We start from the raw sequence: 14,940 nt of genomic DNA, 5'->3' as shown, positions 1-14,940 counted from the left end.
ATGGGAGAACTTTGGGTCGACGGAGGGCGTTGCCAAGGCCACGCCCGGTGCTGGGCTCTGGCACCCGAAACCTTTGAGATCGACGAGGAAGGCTACGCGCACGTCATTCCTGGCCGCGAAAACAGCGGCGATGAACCCAACGTCCGCAAGGCCATCCGGAACTGCCCCGAACGGGCAATCCTGGAACGGGAAACGAACGAGGCCAGCGAGAAAGCATCAGAGGTTTCGGCATCGTGACACATCTGCCAGACCGGGTTGCGGTCATTGGCGCTTCGGTCGCGTCGGCGATGCTGATTGAACGCAGCCGCGAGCTGGGCTTTGCAGGCGAATTTATCGTCATTGATTCAGACCCGAACGCGCCCTACGACCGGCCCCCGCTGTCCAAGCAATTCCTTCTTGGCACCGGCCCCGTCGAACCGGCCGAGTGGTGGCCGGAGGCTACGCCGATCCTCAAGGCAAAGGCCATCGGGCTGCTCACCGACAAGCGGACTGTCCTGACGGACAAGCTCGGAGAAGTAGCCGCTGACGCCGTCGTCATCTCCACAGGAGCCGGCTCAATCCGGCTGCCGAACGAGCCAGCGGGCGTTCTCAGCCTCAGAACCGCGCAGGACGCCCTTGCCCTGCGCAGCGCCGTGGATGCAGGAGCTTCCAGTGCGATCATCATCGGCGCCGGAACCATTGGTGCGGAACTGGCATCTACACTCGCCCAGCGTGGGCTTGCCGTCACGGTAGTGGATTTGGCTCCGCAACCAATGCAGCGCTTCTTTTCAGGACATCTGGGAGAGGAAGCGAAGGCATGGATGCATCAGGCCGGTGTCGTAACTCATTTTGGGGTTGCTGTGGAATCCATTCAGAAAACGGATGCGCAGTGGACGGTCCGGGTCAGCGGCCTGGACCTGCACGCCGACCTGGTTATCAGCGCTGTCGGCGCACGCCCCCACACCGAATGGCTGACCTACAGCGAGCTCGACATTTCCAACGGAGTCCGTTGCACTGCGGACGGGAAAGCCCTCCTGACCAGTGGTGAAATCGCCGACGGGATCTTCGCTATCGGAGACGTCTCGGCCCGGCAGGCCGAGGACGGAACCTTTCGGCGGTTCGAGAGTTGGACCCAGGCCCAACGTCATGGCGCAGCCCTGGCAGAATACTTCGCAGGCTTCGACTCCAGCGAACTGGAACAGGCTCCGTACGGGTGGACGGAGCAGTTCGGCCGAAAGGTACAGGTGCACGGAATGCTTCCGCCGGCAGGCGAACTTGTACAGGTATACGCTGCGGAGGAACGCAACGCCGCCCTGTACCGGATTGGATCTGCGGCGGAGGACGTGGCTTGGATCGGCGTCAACGCGCCAAGGCAGTTCAGCCGGGCCTCCATGGGCATGAGCCTTCTAAGCTGAAACGATGAAACCCCCTGCTGAGCCTGCGGCCCCGCAACCGAATGAGGTCCTGCCCGCTGGCTATCGCCACAAACTCCAAATAGCAGAGCTTCGCGCAGACACCCTGTCCGAGCTCACGCAGCTCATGATGGAAGGACCCGATCCACTCGCGCTTGCTCAAAGAGCAGTGGACTTGGTAGCCAGGGCAACAAACTCAGCAGGGGTTTTCGTCTACCTGTGGGATGAACAGGAACAAGTCCTTGTCATGCGCGCAGGCACCCCTGGAGTGCAAAGCCAGCAAATGGGACGAATCACCCTTCGCCTCGGCGAAGGTGTAACTGGCTGGGCAGGGCTCACCAAACAGTCGGTTGTCCTAAACAAGAACATTCAGCAGGACCCGAGGTTCGCCAGCATCAGCGAACTGCAGGAAGAAGATTTCAATTCGATGCTGGTTGTCCCGATCGTGGCACCGACCGGGACCCTCCTTGGCGTGTTCAGCCTCTGGTCATATGAGGAGGAAACCTTCACCTGGGAGTCAAAGCTGATTGCTGACGAGGTGGGAGTGCTGCTTGCCAGCGGCCTGCTGCAGGCTGAGACAGTTGATGACTTGCGGCGCCAATCCGCAGCAGCGCACTTCCTTGTCGATTTCCCGATCAACTCCGCCACTTCCGTCCTGCAATGCGCCCAAGTGGCCACCCAGGCGATTCTTAAACACATGAGCTCCGACGGCTGCGTCATTGAATATTTCGGGCGAGGTGCAGCCACATCGCCGCCCACCGCCATCGCAATGGACAAGGGCGAGCGAAGCGGAATCGTAGTTAGAACCACTCACTCACGAACAGCAACGTCCGAATTCATTGAATCCAACTTCGCCGGACACGAGCGGGTATCTGTCTCCTTTGGCCTGACGAGCACCCGGGGCATCGTCACGTGCTATCGTCCACGCCGCTATTCCACCAGAGAGCTCGATCGGCTCAGCGCCATTTGCTCCCAGCTGGCCGCCCTCTTTGAAGCAGTAGAACTGGAGTCCGTCGGCTCATCCCATGCTTCACGCCTGCTCCGAAGCGTCGGCACGAGCACCTTCGCCCGCATTCTCGAGGAATCAGGCTGGTCAAAGGGCCGCACTCTGCCGGTCCTGGTGCGAGTGAAACGGCTGAAATTCGACTCTGACGCGGTGTCCAGACGCATCGCCCCCTACCTTCAGGAACTGGCCGGCCCCCGATCCCTGGTCTTCACGGAAGGCCCCCTCAGCCTGCTCTTTATCGATACCCCTTCCGGCTCCGGAGAAGAGATCAAGGCGAAGCTGGAGACGACTCTTTCTGACCTCGACGAACACCGTGGCGTCTCAGCTTTCGCCGGCGTAGGTCCACTGGCGCGGGACGTCGCCTCTCTGCAGCCAGCGCTCTCAGACGCCGAAACCGCACTGGCCTGGACAGAACTGGTCGGCAGGACATCCGGGAGACGGGTCACCTCTTTCAGCGACATAGAACACCTGCAGGAACTGCCCCTTGTTGGGGAGGGGATGTCTGCAGAGATCAGGGACGTGCTCGCCGAACTCAGGTCCCTCATGCGCTACGACGCGGAAAATGGAACCCAGCTGGCCGAAACCGTCGCCATGCTCCTATCCAATAAAGGATCCATTGCCGACACGGTCTCCAAACTGCACATCCACCGCAACACACTCCGGCAACGGCTCCAGCGCGTAGAGCAGCTCATCGGTCATTCATTCGAAGAAGCCGGCGACTGGCTGCCCACGGGCATCGCTGCGCGACTGGCTATGCGCGAAGGCCACCGCACTGTTCTTCAATGACGGCAACAGCGGCCGGGGTCCGCTGAGGAAATATTCGGATGATCCCAAGATCACCAGGCTGTGGCACACACATTCGGATCCTAATGTGCAACCGGCACTGCGACCCCGGCCGTGCTGTTCGCTAGGTTGAAGTTGTCCGCCTGGGTCCGGGGACTAAAGGCCATGGGGCTTCGGTGTCCGGCTTAACCACACAGGATGCCACCGTCCTTCACAACCCGGGGTTTCGCATGCTGAAACCCTGACCGCCCGATAAGGAATTCGAGAATGACCAATCAGCCAAACCTGCCCCGAGGTACCGGTACCCTGCAGGCACTAGTCATACAGCCAGATTTCCACTGCCCACTGGACCGGCTCGGTGTTTGGCTGCACGATGAGGGAATAACCACCAGAATCATCCAGCCTTTCAGTGGCGGCGTTATCCCGGACGTGATTCAAGAGGACGCCCTGGTGGTTCTTGGCGGAGACATGAGCTCCTTGGACGACCATGCCTATCACTGGCTTACCGACATCCGGCGCCTCATGGCGGCCGCCGCCAGCCAGAGGAAACCGACGCTAGGGATCTGCCTTGGAGCTCAGTTGATGGCACAGACGTTCGGCGGGACCGTGGCCAGGGGAAACCAAGGCCTCGAAGCGGGGGTCGTCGAGGTGGCATTACGGCCCGATGCTGCCGAGGATCCCTTGATGGCCGGATTGCCCGGGCCCTTCCTCGCAGGCGCCATGCATGGGGACATGATCGACCAACTCCCGCCGTCAGCAGTATGGCTCGGGATGACGGCCCAGTATCCGCATCAGGCTTTTCGAGTAGGCGAGATGTCATGGGGAGTTCAGTTTCACCCGGAGATCTCGCCGGTGGTCTACCGCCAGTGGTTGTCCCTGGTCAAGGAGAATGACACGGTTGCCGTGGAGCGGGCCGGCCGCGGAATGAAAGCATTCGAGAAACAAGACCAGATCGTGAGGGAACATACCGAGGCGATGGCGCGACGCTTCGCCCACCTGGTCCGAACCACGGCAACGGTGGCTACTCAGTAACTAACAGTGCGTGGTGGCGCTGCGGCCGCGGGGTGGACGTTGGACACTAGCCAATGCAGCGATTCCTGCCCCTGGACTCATTGAGTCTGCGGGCAGGAACAGGTCCTTGCCAGTACCTCGTGCCCGGATCCACCAGTACGGAGCGGGGCAAAGCACGGCGCCTTCATGTCTAGGCCCAGGACCTTGTCGCAGCTGGTACCGCCAGTTCACCCCAGAACGGGTTCAGGATACCTCCACAAAGGATGGTGCCCTCATGGTCAGCGGAGCCAGTGTTTCTCCGGCTGAATAGCTATCTGCGAAAACAGCCGCTCCTGCGCTGGTCAGAGCTACCGGGACATTTGCCCACATATTGATGCCGTCTTCCACCGACACCGCCGGCAAGTCGAGATGGGCGAGGTGCACGATCTCGTTTCCTTGTTCGATAGACAAGCATGCCCCGTCGGGCCCGACTATTATTTTTGGGTTGCAAATCGAGACCGACATAAGCCCGTGATGGGCGAGGAAGCGGGCCTCTCCACCGAACTGGAGCACAAAGTTGTGCCCGTCAGAATGATCCAGGCTTCTGAACGGGAAATAGAACTGTCGGGTATTTGTCACGGCAGCACCCTCGCGCAGGAGTATGCGTCCATCGCGCATAGACTGCACGTACTGTACAAAGCTCTCTTTCACCGCCCAGGCCATGCCGAGATCTGCTCTTTCCACAGTAGGTTCGGACATCATGGTTTCCTTCTCGTTGCCAGGTTGCACACGGCCGGTGGTGCTCCCGCTCCCGACACACCAGAAATGGGAGTGGCTTACCGACTCTTCATATTCGACCATTTTCGCGTCGGCACAGATGATCGGTATGTACTGCGGGCATAGCGTTCGCACCGGCTGTGTGCCTGGTGCCCATCCGGCAGACGGTGGACCCCGCAGTCGGCTCGTCATGGTCGACATCCTGCTGGAGGGGCGCCGCCGGCGCGCCACCGTTGGGGGAGGGGCGCTGATGGGCTCGATCAGTCAGACCGGTCCTGAATCAGTCTTAGAAGTTCAGTTGTTCAGGGGCGACGCACTCGTAGACGAGTCCAGGAGGAATCTGGTGGCTGAGCTCAAGGGTGTAGGACCAGGGGCCGTGCCAGGTGACAAGAACGCCTGACGCTTCATCCTGGACTGTTTCAGAGCGCAGCCGAGTAATGGCTCTTGCTAACTCATTATCGTCATTCAGCTGTTCTAGAAGCTGTACGCGTCCAGGCGCAGCGGAGTGTTCGCACCTCATGGTGCAGCAGCATGCTGGAAGTCAGGGCAGAGGCTGGACCTGTCGGTTTCCCATCTATAGTCGACCCACACCTTGAAACCGTCTGCCCGGTGAAAGAGACGGCGGGGGTCGGCGCCATCACTGTCGAGCCACAGGATTTGATCATCGTCGGTTACTGCATCGACAACTCCGCGGCGGATCTCCTTATCCAGAAGTTTCACGATGACCAGTTGGCCAACCAGCGGCTGCCATTTGGGTTGCAGGTGAAATGCCATTTGATGCCGTGCCCCTTCCTATGGAGCCGGCTGTGCCTGCCTTCTCTCGGGCAGGCACAGCCGATGTCCTAAACCGTCACGAGGTCCTGCCAGTCGGCGAGGTCATGTCCATGGGCATCGCTGACAGACTTGTGAGTGACCTTTCCCGCCGCCACGTTCAGACCGCCGGCCAGAGCGGGGAGCCGGTCGAAAGCACCCTTGACACCGTAGTTGGCCAAAGCAACCGCGTAGCGGAGCGTGACGTTGGTCAGCGCGTAGGTGGAGGTGTTCGGGACAGCGCCGGGCATGTTGGCCACGCAGTAGAAGATCGTCTCGTGAACCTTGTACGTGGGTTCCTGATGCGTGGTGGGGTGCGTGTCCTCGAAGCAGCCGCCCTGGTCCACCGCGATGTCCACCAGGACCGAGCCGGGCTTCATCCGGGCCACGAGGTCGTTGGTGACGAGCTTGGGAGCCTTCGCTCCCGGAATCAGAACGGAGCCGATGACGAGATCAGCATCGATCACTGACTTTTCGATCTCGTACGAGTTCGACGCCACGGTTTTGAGCCGGCCCTGGTACTGGGCGTCGAGTTCGCGCAGACGGTTGATGTTGATGTCCAGAATGGTGACATCGGCACCGAGGCCGAGGGCCATGATGGCGGCGTTGGTGCCTGCGACACCTGCACCGAGGACCACCACTTTCGCGGGGCGGACGCCGGGTACGCCGCCGAGCAGCACGCCTTTGCCGCCGGCGGGCGCCATGAGGGAGGTCGCGCCGACCTGAACGGAGAGCCGGCCGGCCACTTCGGACATGGGTGCGAGCAGCGGCAGCGCCCGGCCTTCCTGGACCGTCTCATAAGCGATGGCCGTGACGCCGGAGTCGACAAGCGCCTGAGTGAGTGCCAGCTCCGCGGCAAGGTGAAGGTAGGTGAAAAGGAGCAGTCCCTCGCGGAAGTGGCGGTATTCGGACGCCACGGGTTCCTTAACCTTCATCACCATGTCGGCTCGGGCCCAGACCTCGTCTGCAGTCTGAACGATCTCAGCTCCGGCGAGTGCGTACTCCTGATCGCTAATGCCGGAACCGGCGCCGGCACCGGTTTCCACGAGCACGTCGTGGCCGTTTGCTTTGAATTCATGCACGCCGGCAGCCGTGATGGCCACGCGGAACTCGTTGTTCTTGATTTCCTTGGGGACGGAGATGATCATGCTCACGCTTTCTGAGGAGATTGATGCTTGTGGGAAAAAGAATGACAGAAACTGCGGGCAAGACGTGTTTCAGCACAGGATCTACGGCAGAATGCCAGTAACTGGCAAATTCCTGCGTTGTGAGGAGCGTTACATGATGTCCGACCCGCAGAAACTGCAGCAGGTGACTCTGGACGAAGTCGACCAGAGGCTTCTGGGTCTGTTGTCCAAGAATTCGAGGCGTACAAATCAGTCGTTGTCGGAAGCCCTGGGGCTTGCGCCGTCAACCTGTCTTGCGCGCCTTAAGGCGCTCAAGGAGTCGGGGGTGATCAAGCGGTTCACCGTCGAAGTCGCACCCGAAGCGATGGGTTTGCCCCTCCAGGCCCTGGTGAGCGTGCGGCTTAGGCCTGGTGCCCGTCACCTCATGAACGCCTTCGGTAACGAGTTGCGGGACCTTCCCGAAATTAAGCAGTTCTTCGTACTGGGCGGTGCCGACGATTTCTTGATCCACATCACGGCCAAAAACACTGAGCACATCCGTCAATTCGTGCTGGACCACTTGTCTTCGAATCCTGCCGTCGCAGGCACCCAGACCAACCTCGTATTCGAACACGGTCACGGAACCGCCTTCGGCCTCTAGTTGGCCTGGGACACCTCGCCGTAGATGGCCCAGGCTGACGGTCATCCGCGGTTTCGTGGTCGAGGCAACTGGACGTTCCGGTCCATGTCTTGCACTAGTTAGGGGCGCGGCCAGCTGCTCCAATGGCATTACGAGACGCGAAAACGTCGCTTATCAGGAAAGGAACCGAAAGTGTCATCCTCAGATGCACGTAACCCCGACTTCCAGAGAATCTTCGAAAGTCTGCCGAACCAATACATCATCGTCGCCCCTGACAGGACGATTGTCGCCGCCACTGACTCGTTCCTTGCATCTACGGGAAAGAGCCGTGACGGAATCGTCGGCATGGATATCCTTGACGCTTTTCCGGACAACCCGGACAACCCTGATGCGAAGGGAACAGAGATTCTGCGAAGCTCCATCGAGCTTGTTGTCGAGACCGGAAAAATCGACATTCTTCCGCCTGTTCGCTATGACATTGAGAACTCGGACGGAATTTTCGAGCCCCGCTGGTTCCAGCCCCTGAACGCCCCGGCGTTCGACGATGAGGGCAAGCTCGTCTACGTCCTGCACGGGGCAGAAGACATCACGGCTCAGATGATGAGCAAAAGCTGAACTTCCCGTAATCAGGCGCACCGAACCGATAGGACTGAAATTATGGACGACGTCAAAGTAACCCTCGTTGGAGGACCGACCCTGCTCCTCGAGATCGCCGGCTACCGGATGATCACTGACCCGACCTTTGATTCTCCCCAGGTCTACCACCACCCGATCGCCGGGCCCGTTACCAAGAAGCTCGGCCCGAGCGCCACCCCCGAGGAGCTTGGTCAGGTTGACCTGGCTCTCGCTTCCCACGAGCACATCGACAATCTGGACGTGGCCGGTCGGGGTTTTCTCACGATGGTGCCGCTTGCCCTCACCACGACGGAGGCCGCGGGGAGCTTTGGCCCCAACGTCCTGGGGATCAGCGACTACGACGTTCATACCGTGGCGCTTCCCGATGGCAGGCAGATGAAGATCACGGCAGTGCCGGCGCATCACGGCCCGGAGGGCGTGTGGGACGCGCTTGGTCCGGTGATCGGCTTTGTTCTCGAAGCGGAGGGCATACCGACGGTGTACATCAGCGGTGACAACTCCGAGCTGGATATCGTGCGCGAAATCGCGGACCGTTTTCCAACCATTGACATCGCTGTACTCTTCGTCGGCGGCGCTAAATTCGATGTGATTGCTGATGGGGCGTATATAACTCTCAGCAATGACCGCGCCCTCGAAGCGGCCAAGATCATGGGTGCTAAAAAGGTCGTTCCAGTGCACGAGGATTCGTGGGCACATTTCAGCCAAAATGCGGATCAGATCAGCAAACTCTTTGCGGACGCTGGGCTGAGCGATCTGCTCATCGCCCTAAAGCCGGGGGAGTCTGCCGACATCCGGCTCTAGCAAGAGGACTGGAATCGGAGGTGGGGCGGTTAGCAGCCCAACCTCCGATTCTTCTTTCAAAGACAGAATGGGAGAAGGTCCACCACGGACAGCTTGGCGTCAACTTATGTGCACGGCGCACATACAGCTGCCTGACCGGTCGGGAAGAATGGCGGCAGCACTACTCACAGACCGCTTGGAGCTCAGGGACGATGACGACCATTGCAGAGCAACTCCCCCGAGAACACGACGACCTGGCGGATACTGCCGGGCGCCTGAGTGCCGACTATTGGTCCATATCGCAAGGGCTGCGGCTGCTGGGCGACCGCTGGTCCCTGTTGATCGTGCGTGAACTGCTCGGCGGTGAGATGGGGTTCAATGATATGTCCCGCGCGCTGCCTGATCTCTCACGGACGCTGCTCTCCCAGCGGCTTAAGCGGCTGGTCCAGCTGGAGCTTGTCGTTCGCAACGATGAAACCGGCCCCCGCGGCTCGCGCCGCTACAGATTGACGCCGATCGGCTACGGGTTGCGCGAGACCTTGGAGTCGCTCGGTCTCTGGGCAAGTCGATGGCAAGAGCCCTTTGAGAATGATCTGCGGGCAGGTCTTGGCACACTGCTCGAACACATGGGCCGCAGCCTCGTGACAGATTCCCTGCCTCGGAAGTCGCTTGTCCTGGCATTCGAGTTCGACAACGTCAGGGGAGCACCCTTCCAGGGTTGGATCTGCAGGGAAAACAGCAAGACAACCGCGAGCATCGGCCGCTCAGAACGTACCCCGGATCTTCAGATCCATGTCGCCCCGCGGGTCCTCTACGATCTGTGGTGGGGTCTTCGCCGCTGTGAGGATGCACGGCAGTTGGGCTCTATCGGATTTGTTGGTCCACACGAGTGGGCAGAGGAGTTCTCCGGTTGGTTCACTCCTCGAGCAGCAGCCTTCTAGCGTTTAGTGCCCCGATTCCAGATGCCTCTGAAGATTGTAGGCTCGCCACCTTTCCCTGCTTTTACGCCGTCTGATCCGCTGGTCCAGTTCCTTGTCTGGATGCAACGCAGGATATGGAACAGGGTCTACACCCCTTTGCCGCGGGAGAGTAGGGTCAAGTAAACAAGCCGTCGCCCAAGCGTGTCGAAGAGACCACGTTGTGTCGGCGCTGCTTTCTTGGAGGAACCAGGATGGCTGGATGGAATGCTGACACGGCGGCCGGGCCAGTAGGGGCAGGGACCGTCACCCTGGTCGAGGAAACCTCGTTCTGCATTTCCTTACCCAATGGCGACATTCATCCTGAGCACCCGCATGGCCTGTTCGTCCAGGACACCCGCTTCCTGTCCCGCTGGAACCTGACAGTCAACAGTCAACCGCTGGAGTCCCTGGCTGCCGAGACCCGGGAGCCTTTCCGTGCGCTGTTTGCAGGTCGGGTTCCCCGATCCGACGGATACGCGGACAGTCCGCTGATTGTAGAGCGGCTGCGGGAAGTCGGGGCCGGTCTCCGAGAACAACTTACGGTTCGCAATTTCTCAACAAAGCCCGTCCAGTGCGTGATGTCCCTGGAGGTTGAAGCGGATTTCGCGGACCTTTTCGAAGTGAAGGAAGCCCGGATTCAACGAACGTGGGACGCAAGCCGCCATGTCGACCGGGACCAGTTGACCATTGACGGGGCTTGGCAAGGCATGCGAAAGCGGGTCGTCATTCAGGCGCCAGGAGCCGACGTGAAGCCGGAAGCGGTCACCTATCGGATATCGGTCCCGCCACACGGTCACTGGAGCGCGATTGTCAGTGCTACGGCCGAGGTCGAAGGCTCCGCGCGGAGCGCTGCACTCGTCCACCCTGATGGGGAAGTGTTGTCCCCAAGTGACCGGCGCCGCAAGGAATGGGTTGCCAAGATTCCGGTCGTACACATGAGTAATCGATCCATAGAGCGGACCTTGCGGCGGAGCTACGATGACTTGGGTGCCCTCCGGATTGAGGACCCGAACCATCCAGAGCGTGTTGTGGTGGCTGCAGGTGCCCCGTGGTTCATGACGCTCTTTGGCCGTGATTCCTTGTGGGCCTCAGAAATGGCGTTACCGGTGGATCCATCACTGGCCCTAGGGACACTGCAGACGCTGGCGGACCGGCAAGGAAGCGTCGTGGACCCGCTGACGGAGGAAGAGCCCGGCAAGATCCTGCACGAAGTAAGGTTTAGCGTCAACGCTGGTTTGGCCCTTGGAGGCAAATCGGCCTACTACGGGAGCGTCGACGCGACGCCACTGTTTGTGGATGTGCTTGGAGCCGTCAGCCGGTGGGGATTTGGCGCTGATATTATCGCTGATTTACTGCCTCACGCGGACCGCGCCTTGGATTGGATACGGCATTACGGGGACAAAGATGGCGACGGTTTCGTCGAATATGAACGTCTCAACGACCAAGGGCTGATCAACCAGGGCTGGAAGGACTCCTGGGACGGGATCAATTTTGCCGATGGAACACTTGCGGAGCCCCCGATCGCGCTCTGTGAAGTTCAGGCCTATGTCTATGCCGCGTACACTGCGCGCGCCTGGATGGCATACGACGCTGGGGACACCGCACGGGGAGATGAACTCTCCGATCGGGCAGCAGAGCTCAAACGAAGGTTTAACGAGCAGTTCTGGATTCCGGATCGCGGGTACTTTGCAATAGCCCTCGACGGCAGGAAACGCCAGGTGGACGCCTGTGCCTCCAACATGGGCCACTGTCTCGTGTACGGCCTCGTTGACGAGGACAAGGCTTCCCAGGTTGTCGAGCGGCTTATGTCTCCGGAAATGTTCAGCGGGTGGGGTATACGGACCCTGGCCAGCGACATGGGTGCATACAACCCGGCCAGCTATCACAACGGTTCAGTGTGGCCCCACGACAATGCCATCATCGCGGCCGGTCTGCTGCGATACGGCTTCGTGGAGGAAGCTCAGCGTATTTCTACTGCGATGCTGGAAGCCGCGGAATGGTCAGGTGGGCGCTTGCCCGAGCTCTTCTGCGGCTTCAGCCGCGACCAGTTCGCCGAACCCGTACCTTATCCAACCGCGTGCTCGCCCCAGGCTTGGGCAGCAACCGCCCCAATCCTCCTGGTGACAAACCTGATGCAGTACGACGTTCATGTCTCCCGTCGGGAACTATGGATGGATCCTGTACTGCCCGAAACCTACGGGGATCTGCGCATCACCAACGCACCGGTTGGTGGCGGTCGAATCACTATCGACATCGACAAGTCTGGCCCGTCCATTCAGGGCCTGCCGGAGTGGATGGAATTTCGACGCGGACATCGGCCATGGATTACGGAACTGGTAGAACAGGCAGACCGCCGGCGAAAGAAGTAGGCAGCTTGGCTGCCGTCCAACCCGACGGCGTCATACTGTGCAGACTATGAATACGATGCCGGACAGGGATAGTCCGCTAAAAACTTCTGGCAGCCGTAAGGGCAAGAGTCCAGGCCAGACGGATGTGAGTTCGTTGTCTCCCGCGTAACAGGCCTCCCGTTAGGCACTACTACTTGCCTAACGGGAGGCCATGCCCTTGATGAGCGCAATCTCTCGCGCTCACCGTGCAAGGACATCACATCGTGCAGGCTGACCCGTCTCAGTGCTCCGGCCAGTAATCGTAGACGTCACTGGTCCCGCGCATGAATTCGATAAAGACGCAATCCTCGTCCCCGACGGTCCATGCTTCATGCTCCGGGGGCAACATCATAAGGTCTCCGGCAGAGAATTCCTCCTCAGATCCGCTACGCTGTCGAACCCCCAGACTGCCTTGAAGTATGTAGGCGACATGCGGCATTGGACACATATCCGTGTCGAGAATTCCGGTCTTTACCGCGTCCTCCGTCACCGAGGCCCCCACAGGGAAACGGACGAGAAGAGCGCTGGCCCCCTCAAGGGTCACCATCCTCTTCGTAATCCGCCCGATAGTAATGAGTTCGTATTCGTCCTCGTCAACAAAATTGGCCTTCTGCATGCGCGCGAGGTTTGCAGTCATATTCTTCCTCTACTCCTTCGTCGTGTAAGACGTCGGCGCTGACGCCTTACTTCAATTCAGCGACTTGCTCTGTGGACCAGACAAGTACGAAAGCTGTACTGCCACCCAAAACTGGGCACACTGGAACCCCGCTCAGGCCATGTGTCATCGAGGACCGGAACCGTCGAACCACCTATCTCCCATCGAGGATTTGGAGGGCCACGGGACGAAACCATGCGTCCGCGTTTGCTCCTATACCCACCTCAGACTGTCCGCTTCACTTGACGCGGATACCCCTAGGGGGTATAAATTGGGATAGCACCGATACCCCCAGGGGGTACCAGTACGAAGTGAGAAGTGGAGTAGTTCCCACCGGAACGTAGGAGACGAATTGACACCCAAAACAGGACGGCAAAGCGGTTTGATACCCCTGCTGGTCATCGCAACCACGCAGCTAATGCTGGTGCTGGATGACTCGATCGTGAACATTGCACTACCCAGCATCCAGCGGGACCTGGGCGTGGGAGCCCTTCACCTGCCATGGGTTGTCAACGCCTATATCCTGGCGTTTGGCGCATTGCTCCTGCTGGGTGGCCGCATCGGCGACCTGTGGGGGCGGCGTCGCACCTTACAGCTCGGCATCGCAATCTTCGTACTCGCCTCCTTGGCCGGAGGACTCGGGCAGAGCACAGAAGTGCTCATCATCGCCAGGGCCGCCCAGGGTTTGGGTGCAGCCATGGCAGCACCTAACGCACTGGCGCTGATTTCGACTACGTTCCAGGACCGTAAGATGCGCGACAGGGCCTTGTCCCTCTATGGGGGGATGTCCGCCCTCGGCATCGTCATAGGCCTGCTTCTTGGAGGCGTTCTGACAGACACTCTGGGCTGGCGCTGGGTGTTTTTCATCAACATCCCCATCGGCCTGTTCGTTCTCCTGGGCAGCCGGGCCCTCCCGACCAAGGGTGGCCATCAGGGACAGCTCGGCATCCTCGGTGCCGTTCTGGGCACCAGTGGAATGGTTGCGCTCGTGTACGCGATTACACGTTTCGGTGAGGCCGGCTTCACTGACCCGGCTGCACTGGTCCTCTTCGGCGCTTCCGCGCTCCTGCTCCTGGTATTCACGCTCACCCAGGCGCGCAGCAAAAACCCTCTGGTGCCCCTAAGCCTCTTCAGAGACCGCAACCGTACCGGCGCCTACGCCACCATGCTCCTGCTCGCCATTGGCCCGATGGGCACTTTCTATGTCATCACCCTCTACCTCCAGCAGGTCCAGCAATTCAGCCCGCTCCAGACCGGTGCCGCCTGGCTGCCGTTCGCTGCCGGACTCATACTGGCCGCCGGTAGTGCCCCGAAGCTTCTGCTGAAGATAGCACCGCGTCTCGTCGCTGCAACGGGGGCACTCCTCAGCGCCGTCGCTGCGCTCTGGTTTTCCACCATCGCCGAGGACGCCAGCTACTGGCTCCACCTGGCACCGGCCATGTTCGTACTCGCCCTCGGATTCGGCCTGGGCGTCATAGCGCTCACACAGGCCGCCGTTTACCACGTCGACCAGGACAAGGCAGGGATCGCCTCGGCGCTGCTCAACTCAGCCCAGCAGATCGGCGTCGCTCTCGGTCTAGCCGTGCTGGCCGCTGTCGCGGCCACCATCTCAGCGCCGCACGAACGCGCGGGCGTCAGCCCCGGGGCAGCTCTCACGGCGGGATACAGTACAGCGTTGCTAGTCGCCGCCGCTATTCTCGTCATCGCTGGCGTACTGGCCCTAACAACGCTCAGTGGACACCCAACACCCGAAGCCCACAACTCCGACACAAGCACTGACGAACTAACGGTCTAAGTGCCGCTTTCTCTACATAACAGCCTTTAGCAGGCGCTGGCGTTTTCGAACGCCAGCGCCTGCTCGCTTGTCTGGGCATCTCTGCCACCGAGCATCAAACGCCGATAATTGTGATTATGTCAACTAGCAGTCTGCGTATTGCATCAGATGAATCAATCGTCCCGATCCCCCGGATCGGCAAGGAGTTCTCTAACTCCGTTGAGATTGCGCGGAATTTGCAGCCAG

14 protein-coding genes are annotated in these 14,940 nt (G+C 60.2%); 10 read left to right on the top strand and 4 right to left on the bottom strand.

What is annotated here, in order from left to right; translation table 11 throughout:
• The 4 genes from ASG86_RS07035 to ASG86_RS07020 all read left to right on the top strand — a co-directional run bounded on the left by ASG86_RS07035 (position 1) and on the right by ASG86_RS07020 (position 4,212).
• On the top strand, positions 1–237 hold the full coding sequence (locus ASG86_RS07035) for a ferredoxin (protein ID WP_056332056.1): 237 nt from the start codon (positions 1–3) through the stop codon (positions 235–237).
• Positions 234–1,394: an NAD(P)/FAD-dependent oxidoreductase gene (locus tag ASG86_RS07030; protein WP_235565124.1), complete on the top strand. Its 1,161-nt coding sequence runs from the start codon at positions 234–236 to the stop codon at positions 1,392–1,394. The genes ASG86_RS07035 and ASG86_RS07030 overlap by 4 nt, the downstream gene beginning before the upstream one ends.
• A 4-nt stretch (positions 1,395–1,398) precedes the next feature.
• On the top strand, positions 1,399–3,183 hold the full coding sequence (locus ASG86_RS07025) for a helix-turn-helix domain-containing protein (protein ID WP_082566703.1): 1,785 nt from the start codon (positions 1,399–1,401) through the stop codon (positions 3,181–3,183).
• Positions 3,184–3,447: 264 nt separating this feature from the next.
• Positions 3,448–4,212 (top strand): type 1 glutamine amidotransferase, encoded by a 765-nt coding sequence (locus tag ASG86_RS07020; RefSeq protein ID WP_056331959.1) that lies wholly within the window; start codon positions 3,448–3,450, stop codon positions 4,210–4,212.
• Between the two features lie 222 nt (positions 4,213–4,434).
• On the opposite strand, the gene ASG86_RS07015 is transcribed toward ASG86_RS07020, so the two are convergent.
• From ASG86_RS07015 to ald, 3 genes are all read right to left on the bottom strand, one after another.
• The gene (locus tag ASG86_RS07015) at positions 4,435–4,929 is read right to left on the bottom strand and encodes an HtaA domain-containing protein (RefSeq protein ID WP_235565123.1); all 495 of its coding nucleotides are present in this window, start codon (positions 4,927–4,929) and stop codon (positions 4,435–4,437) included.
• Between the two features lie 534 nt (positions 4,930–5,463).
• Complete coding sequence (locus ASG86_RS20490; protein WP_134165669.1) at positions 5,464–5,721, bottom strand: hypothetical protein; 258 nt, start codon at positions 5,719–5,721, stop codon at positions 5,464–5,466.
• Between the two features lie 68 nt (positions 5,722–5,789).
• Entirely contained in the window at positions 5,790–6,905 is a 1,116-nt protein-coding gene (gene ald, locus ASG86_RS07000) for an alanine dehydrogenase (RefSeq protein ID WP_056331950.1), read from the bottom strand.
• Between ald and ASG86_RS06995 the strand changes: the two genes are divergently transcribed.
• The 5 genes from ASG86_RS06995 (at position 6,898) to ASG86_RS06975 (ending at position 12,247) form a co-directional block, all read left to right on the top strand.
• Positions 6,898–7,524 carry an Lrp/AsnC family transcriptional regulator gene (locus ASG86_RS06995; protein ID WP_327019818.1) on the top strand — a complete coding sequence of 209 codons (627 nt, stop codon included), beginning with the start codon at positions 6,898–6,900 and terminating at the stop codon, positions 7,522–7,524. The two genes, ald and ASG86_RS06995, sit on opposite strands and share 8 nt — an antisense overlap.
• Before the next feature lie 171 nt (positions 7,525–7,695).
• Positions 7,696–8,118 (top strand): PAS domain S-box protein, encoded by a 423-nt coding sequence (locus ASG86_RS06990; protein ID WP_056331948.1) that lies wholly within the window; start codon positions 7,696–7,698, stop codon positions 8,116–8,118.
• Between the two features lie 42 nt (positions 8,119–8,160).
• Entirely contained in the window at positions 8,161–8,940 is a 780-nt protein-coding gene (locus ASG86_RS06985; protein WP_056331945.1) for an MBL fold metallo-hydrolase, read from the top strand.
• A gap of 191 nt (positions 8,941–9,131) precedes the next feature.
• Complete coding sequence (locus tag ASG86_RS06980; protein WP_056331943.1) at positions 9,132–9,860, top strand: winged helix-turn-helix transcriptional regulator; 729 nt, start codon at positions 9,132–9,134, stop codon at positions 9,858–9,860.
• Between the two features lie 230 nt (positions 9,861–10,090).
• The gene (locus ASG86_RS06975; protein WP_056331941.1) at positions 10,091–12,247 is read left to right on the top strand and encodes an amylo-alpha-1,6-glucosidase; all 2,157 of its coding nucleotides are present in this window, start codon (positions 10,091–10,093) and stop codon (positions 12,245–12,247) included.
• 259 nt (positions 12,248–12,506) lie between these two features.
• Here the strand turns inward: ASG86_RS06975 and ASG86_RS06970 are convergent, their stop codons facing one another.
• A complete protein-coding gene (locus tag ASG86_RS06970) occupies positions 12,507–12,902 on the bottom strand; it encodes a hypothetical protein (RefSeq protein WP_056331939.1) in 396 nt (131 codons plus the stop codon).
• A gap of 370 nt (positions 12,903–13,272) precedes the next feature.
• Between ASG86_RS06970 and ASG86_RS06965 the strand changes: the two genes are divergently transcribed.
• Positions 13,273–14,715: an MFS transporter gene (locus ASG86_RS06965; protein ID WP_200946186.1), complete on the top strand. Its 1,443-nt coding sequence runs from the start codon at positions 13,273–13,275 to the stop codon at positions 14,713–14,715.
• The last annotated feature ends 225 nt before the right edge of the window (positions 14,716–14,940 follow it).

It is taken from the genome of Arthrobacter sp. Soil764, from assembly GCF_001428075.1.
In the GTDB taxonomy this organism is placed as follows: domain Bacteria; phylum Actinomycetota; class Actinomycetes; order Actinomycetales; family Micrococcaceae; genus Arthrobacter.
This window is presented reverse-complemented; position numbering and strand designations above follow the sequence as displayed.

Excerpts from the sequence above, each read along its gene's own strand:
- ASG86_RS07035 (WP_056332056.1), top strand. The coding sequence starts at position 1 with ATGGGAGAACTTTGGGTCGACGGAGGGCGTTGCCAAGGCCACGCCCGG.
- ASG86_RS07025 (WP_082566703.1), top strand. The coding sequence starts at position 1,399 with ATGAAACCCCCTGCTGAGCCTGCGGCCCCGCAACCGAATGAGGTCCTG.
- ASG86_RS07020 (WP_056331959.1), top strand. The coding sequence starts at position 3,448 with ATGACCAATCAGCCAAACCTGCCCCGAGGTACCGGTACCCTGCAGGCA.
- ASG86_RS07015 (WP_235565123.1), bottom strand. The coding sequence starts at position 4,929 with ATGTCCGAACCTACTGTGGAAAGAGCAGATCTCGGCATGGCCTGGGCG.
- ASG86_RS20490 (WP_134165669.1), bottom strand. The coding sequence starts at position 5,721 with ATGGCATTTCACCTGCAACCCAAATGGCAGCCGCTGGTTGGCCAACTG.
- ASG86_RS06995 (WP_327019818.1), top strand. The coding sequence starts at position 6,898 with ATGATCATGCTCACGCTTTCTGAGGAGATTGATGCTTGTGGGAAAAAG.
- ald (WP_056331950.1), bottom strand. The coding sequence starts at position 6,905 with ATGATCATCTCCGTCCCCAAGGAAATCAAGAACAACGAGTTCCGCGTG.
- ASG86_RS06985 (WP_056331945.1), top strand. The coding sequence starts at position 8,161 with ATGGACGACGTCAAAGTAACCCTCGTTGGAGGACCGACCCTGCTCCTC.
- ASG86_RS06980 (WP_056331943.1), top strand. The coding sequence starts at position 9,132 with ATGACGACCATTGCAGAGCAACTCCCCCGAGAACACGACGACCTGGCG.
- ASG86_RS06975 (WP_056331941.1), top strand. The coding sequence starts at position 10,091 with ATGGCTGGATGGAATGCTGACACGGCGGCCGGGCCAGTAGGGGCAGGG.
- ASG86_RS06970 (WP_056331939.1), bottom strand. The coding sequence starts at position 12,902 with ATGACTGCAAACCTCGCGCGCATGCAGAAGGCCAATTTTGTTGACGAG.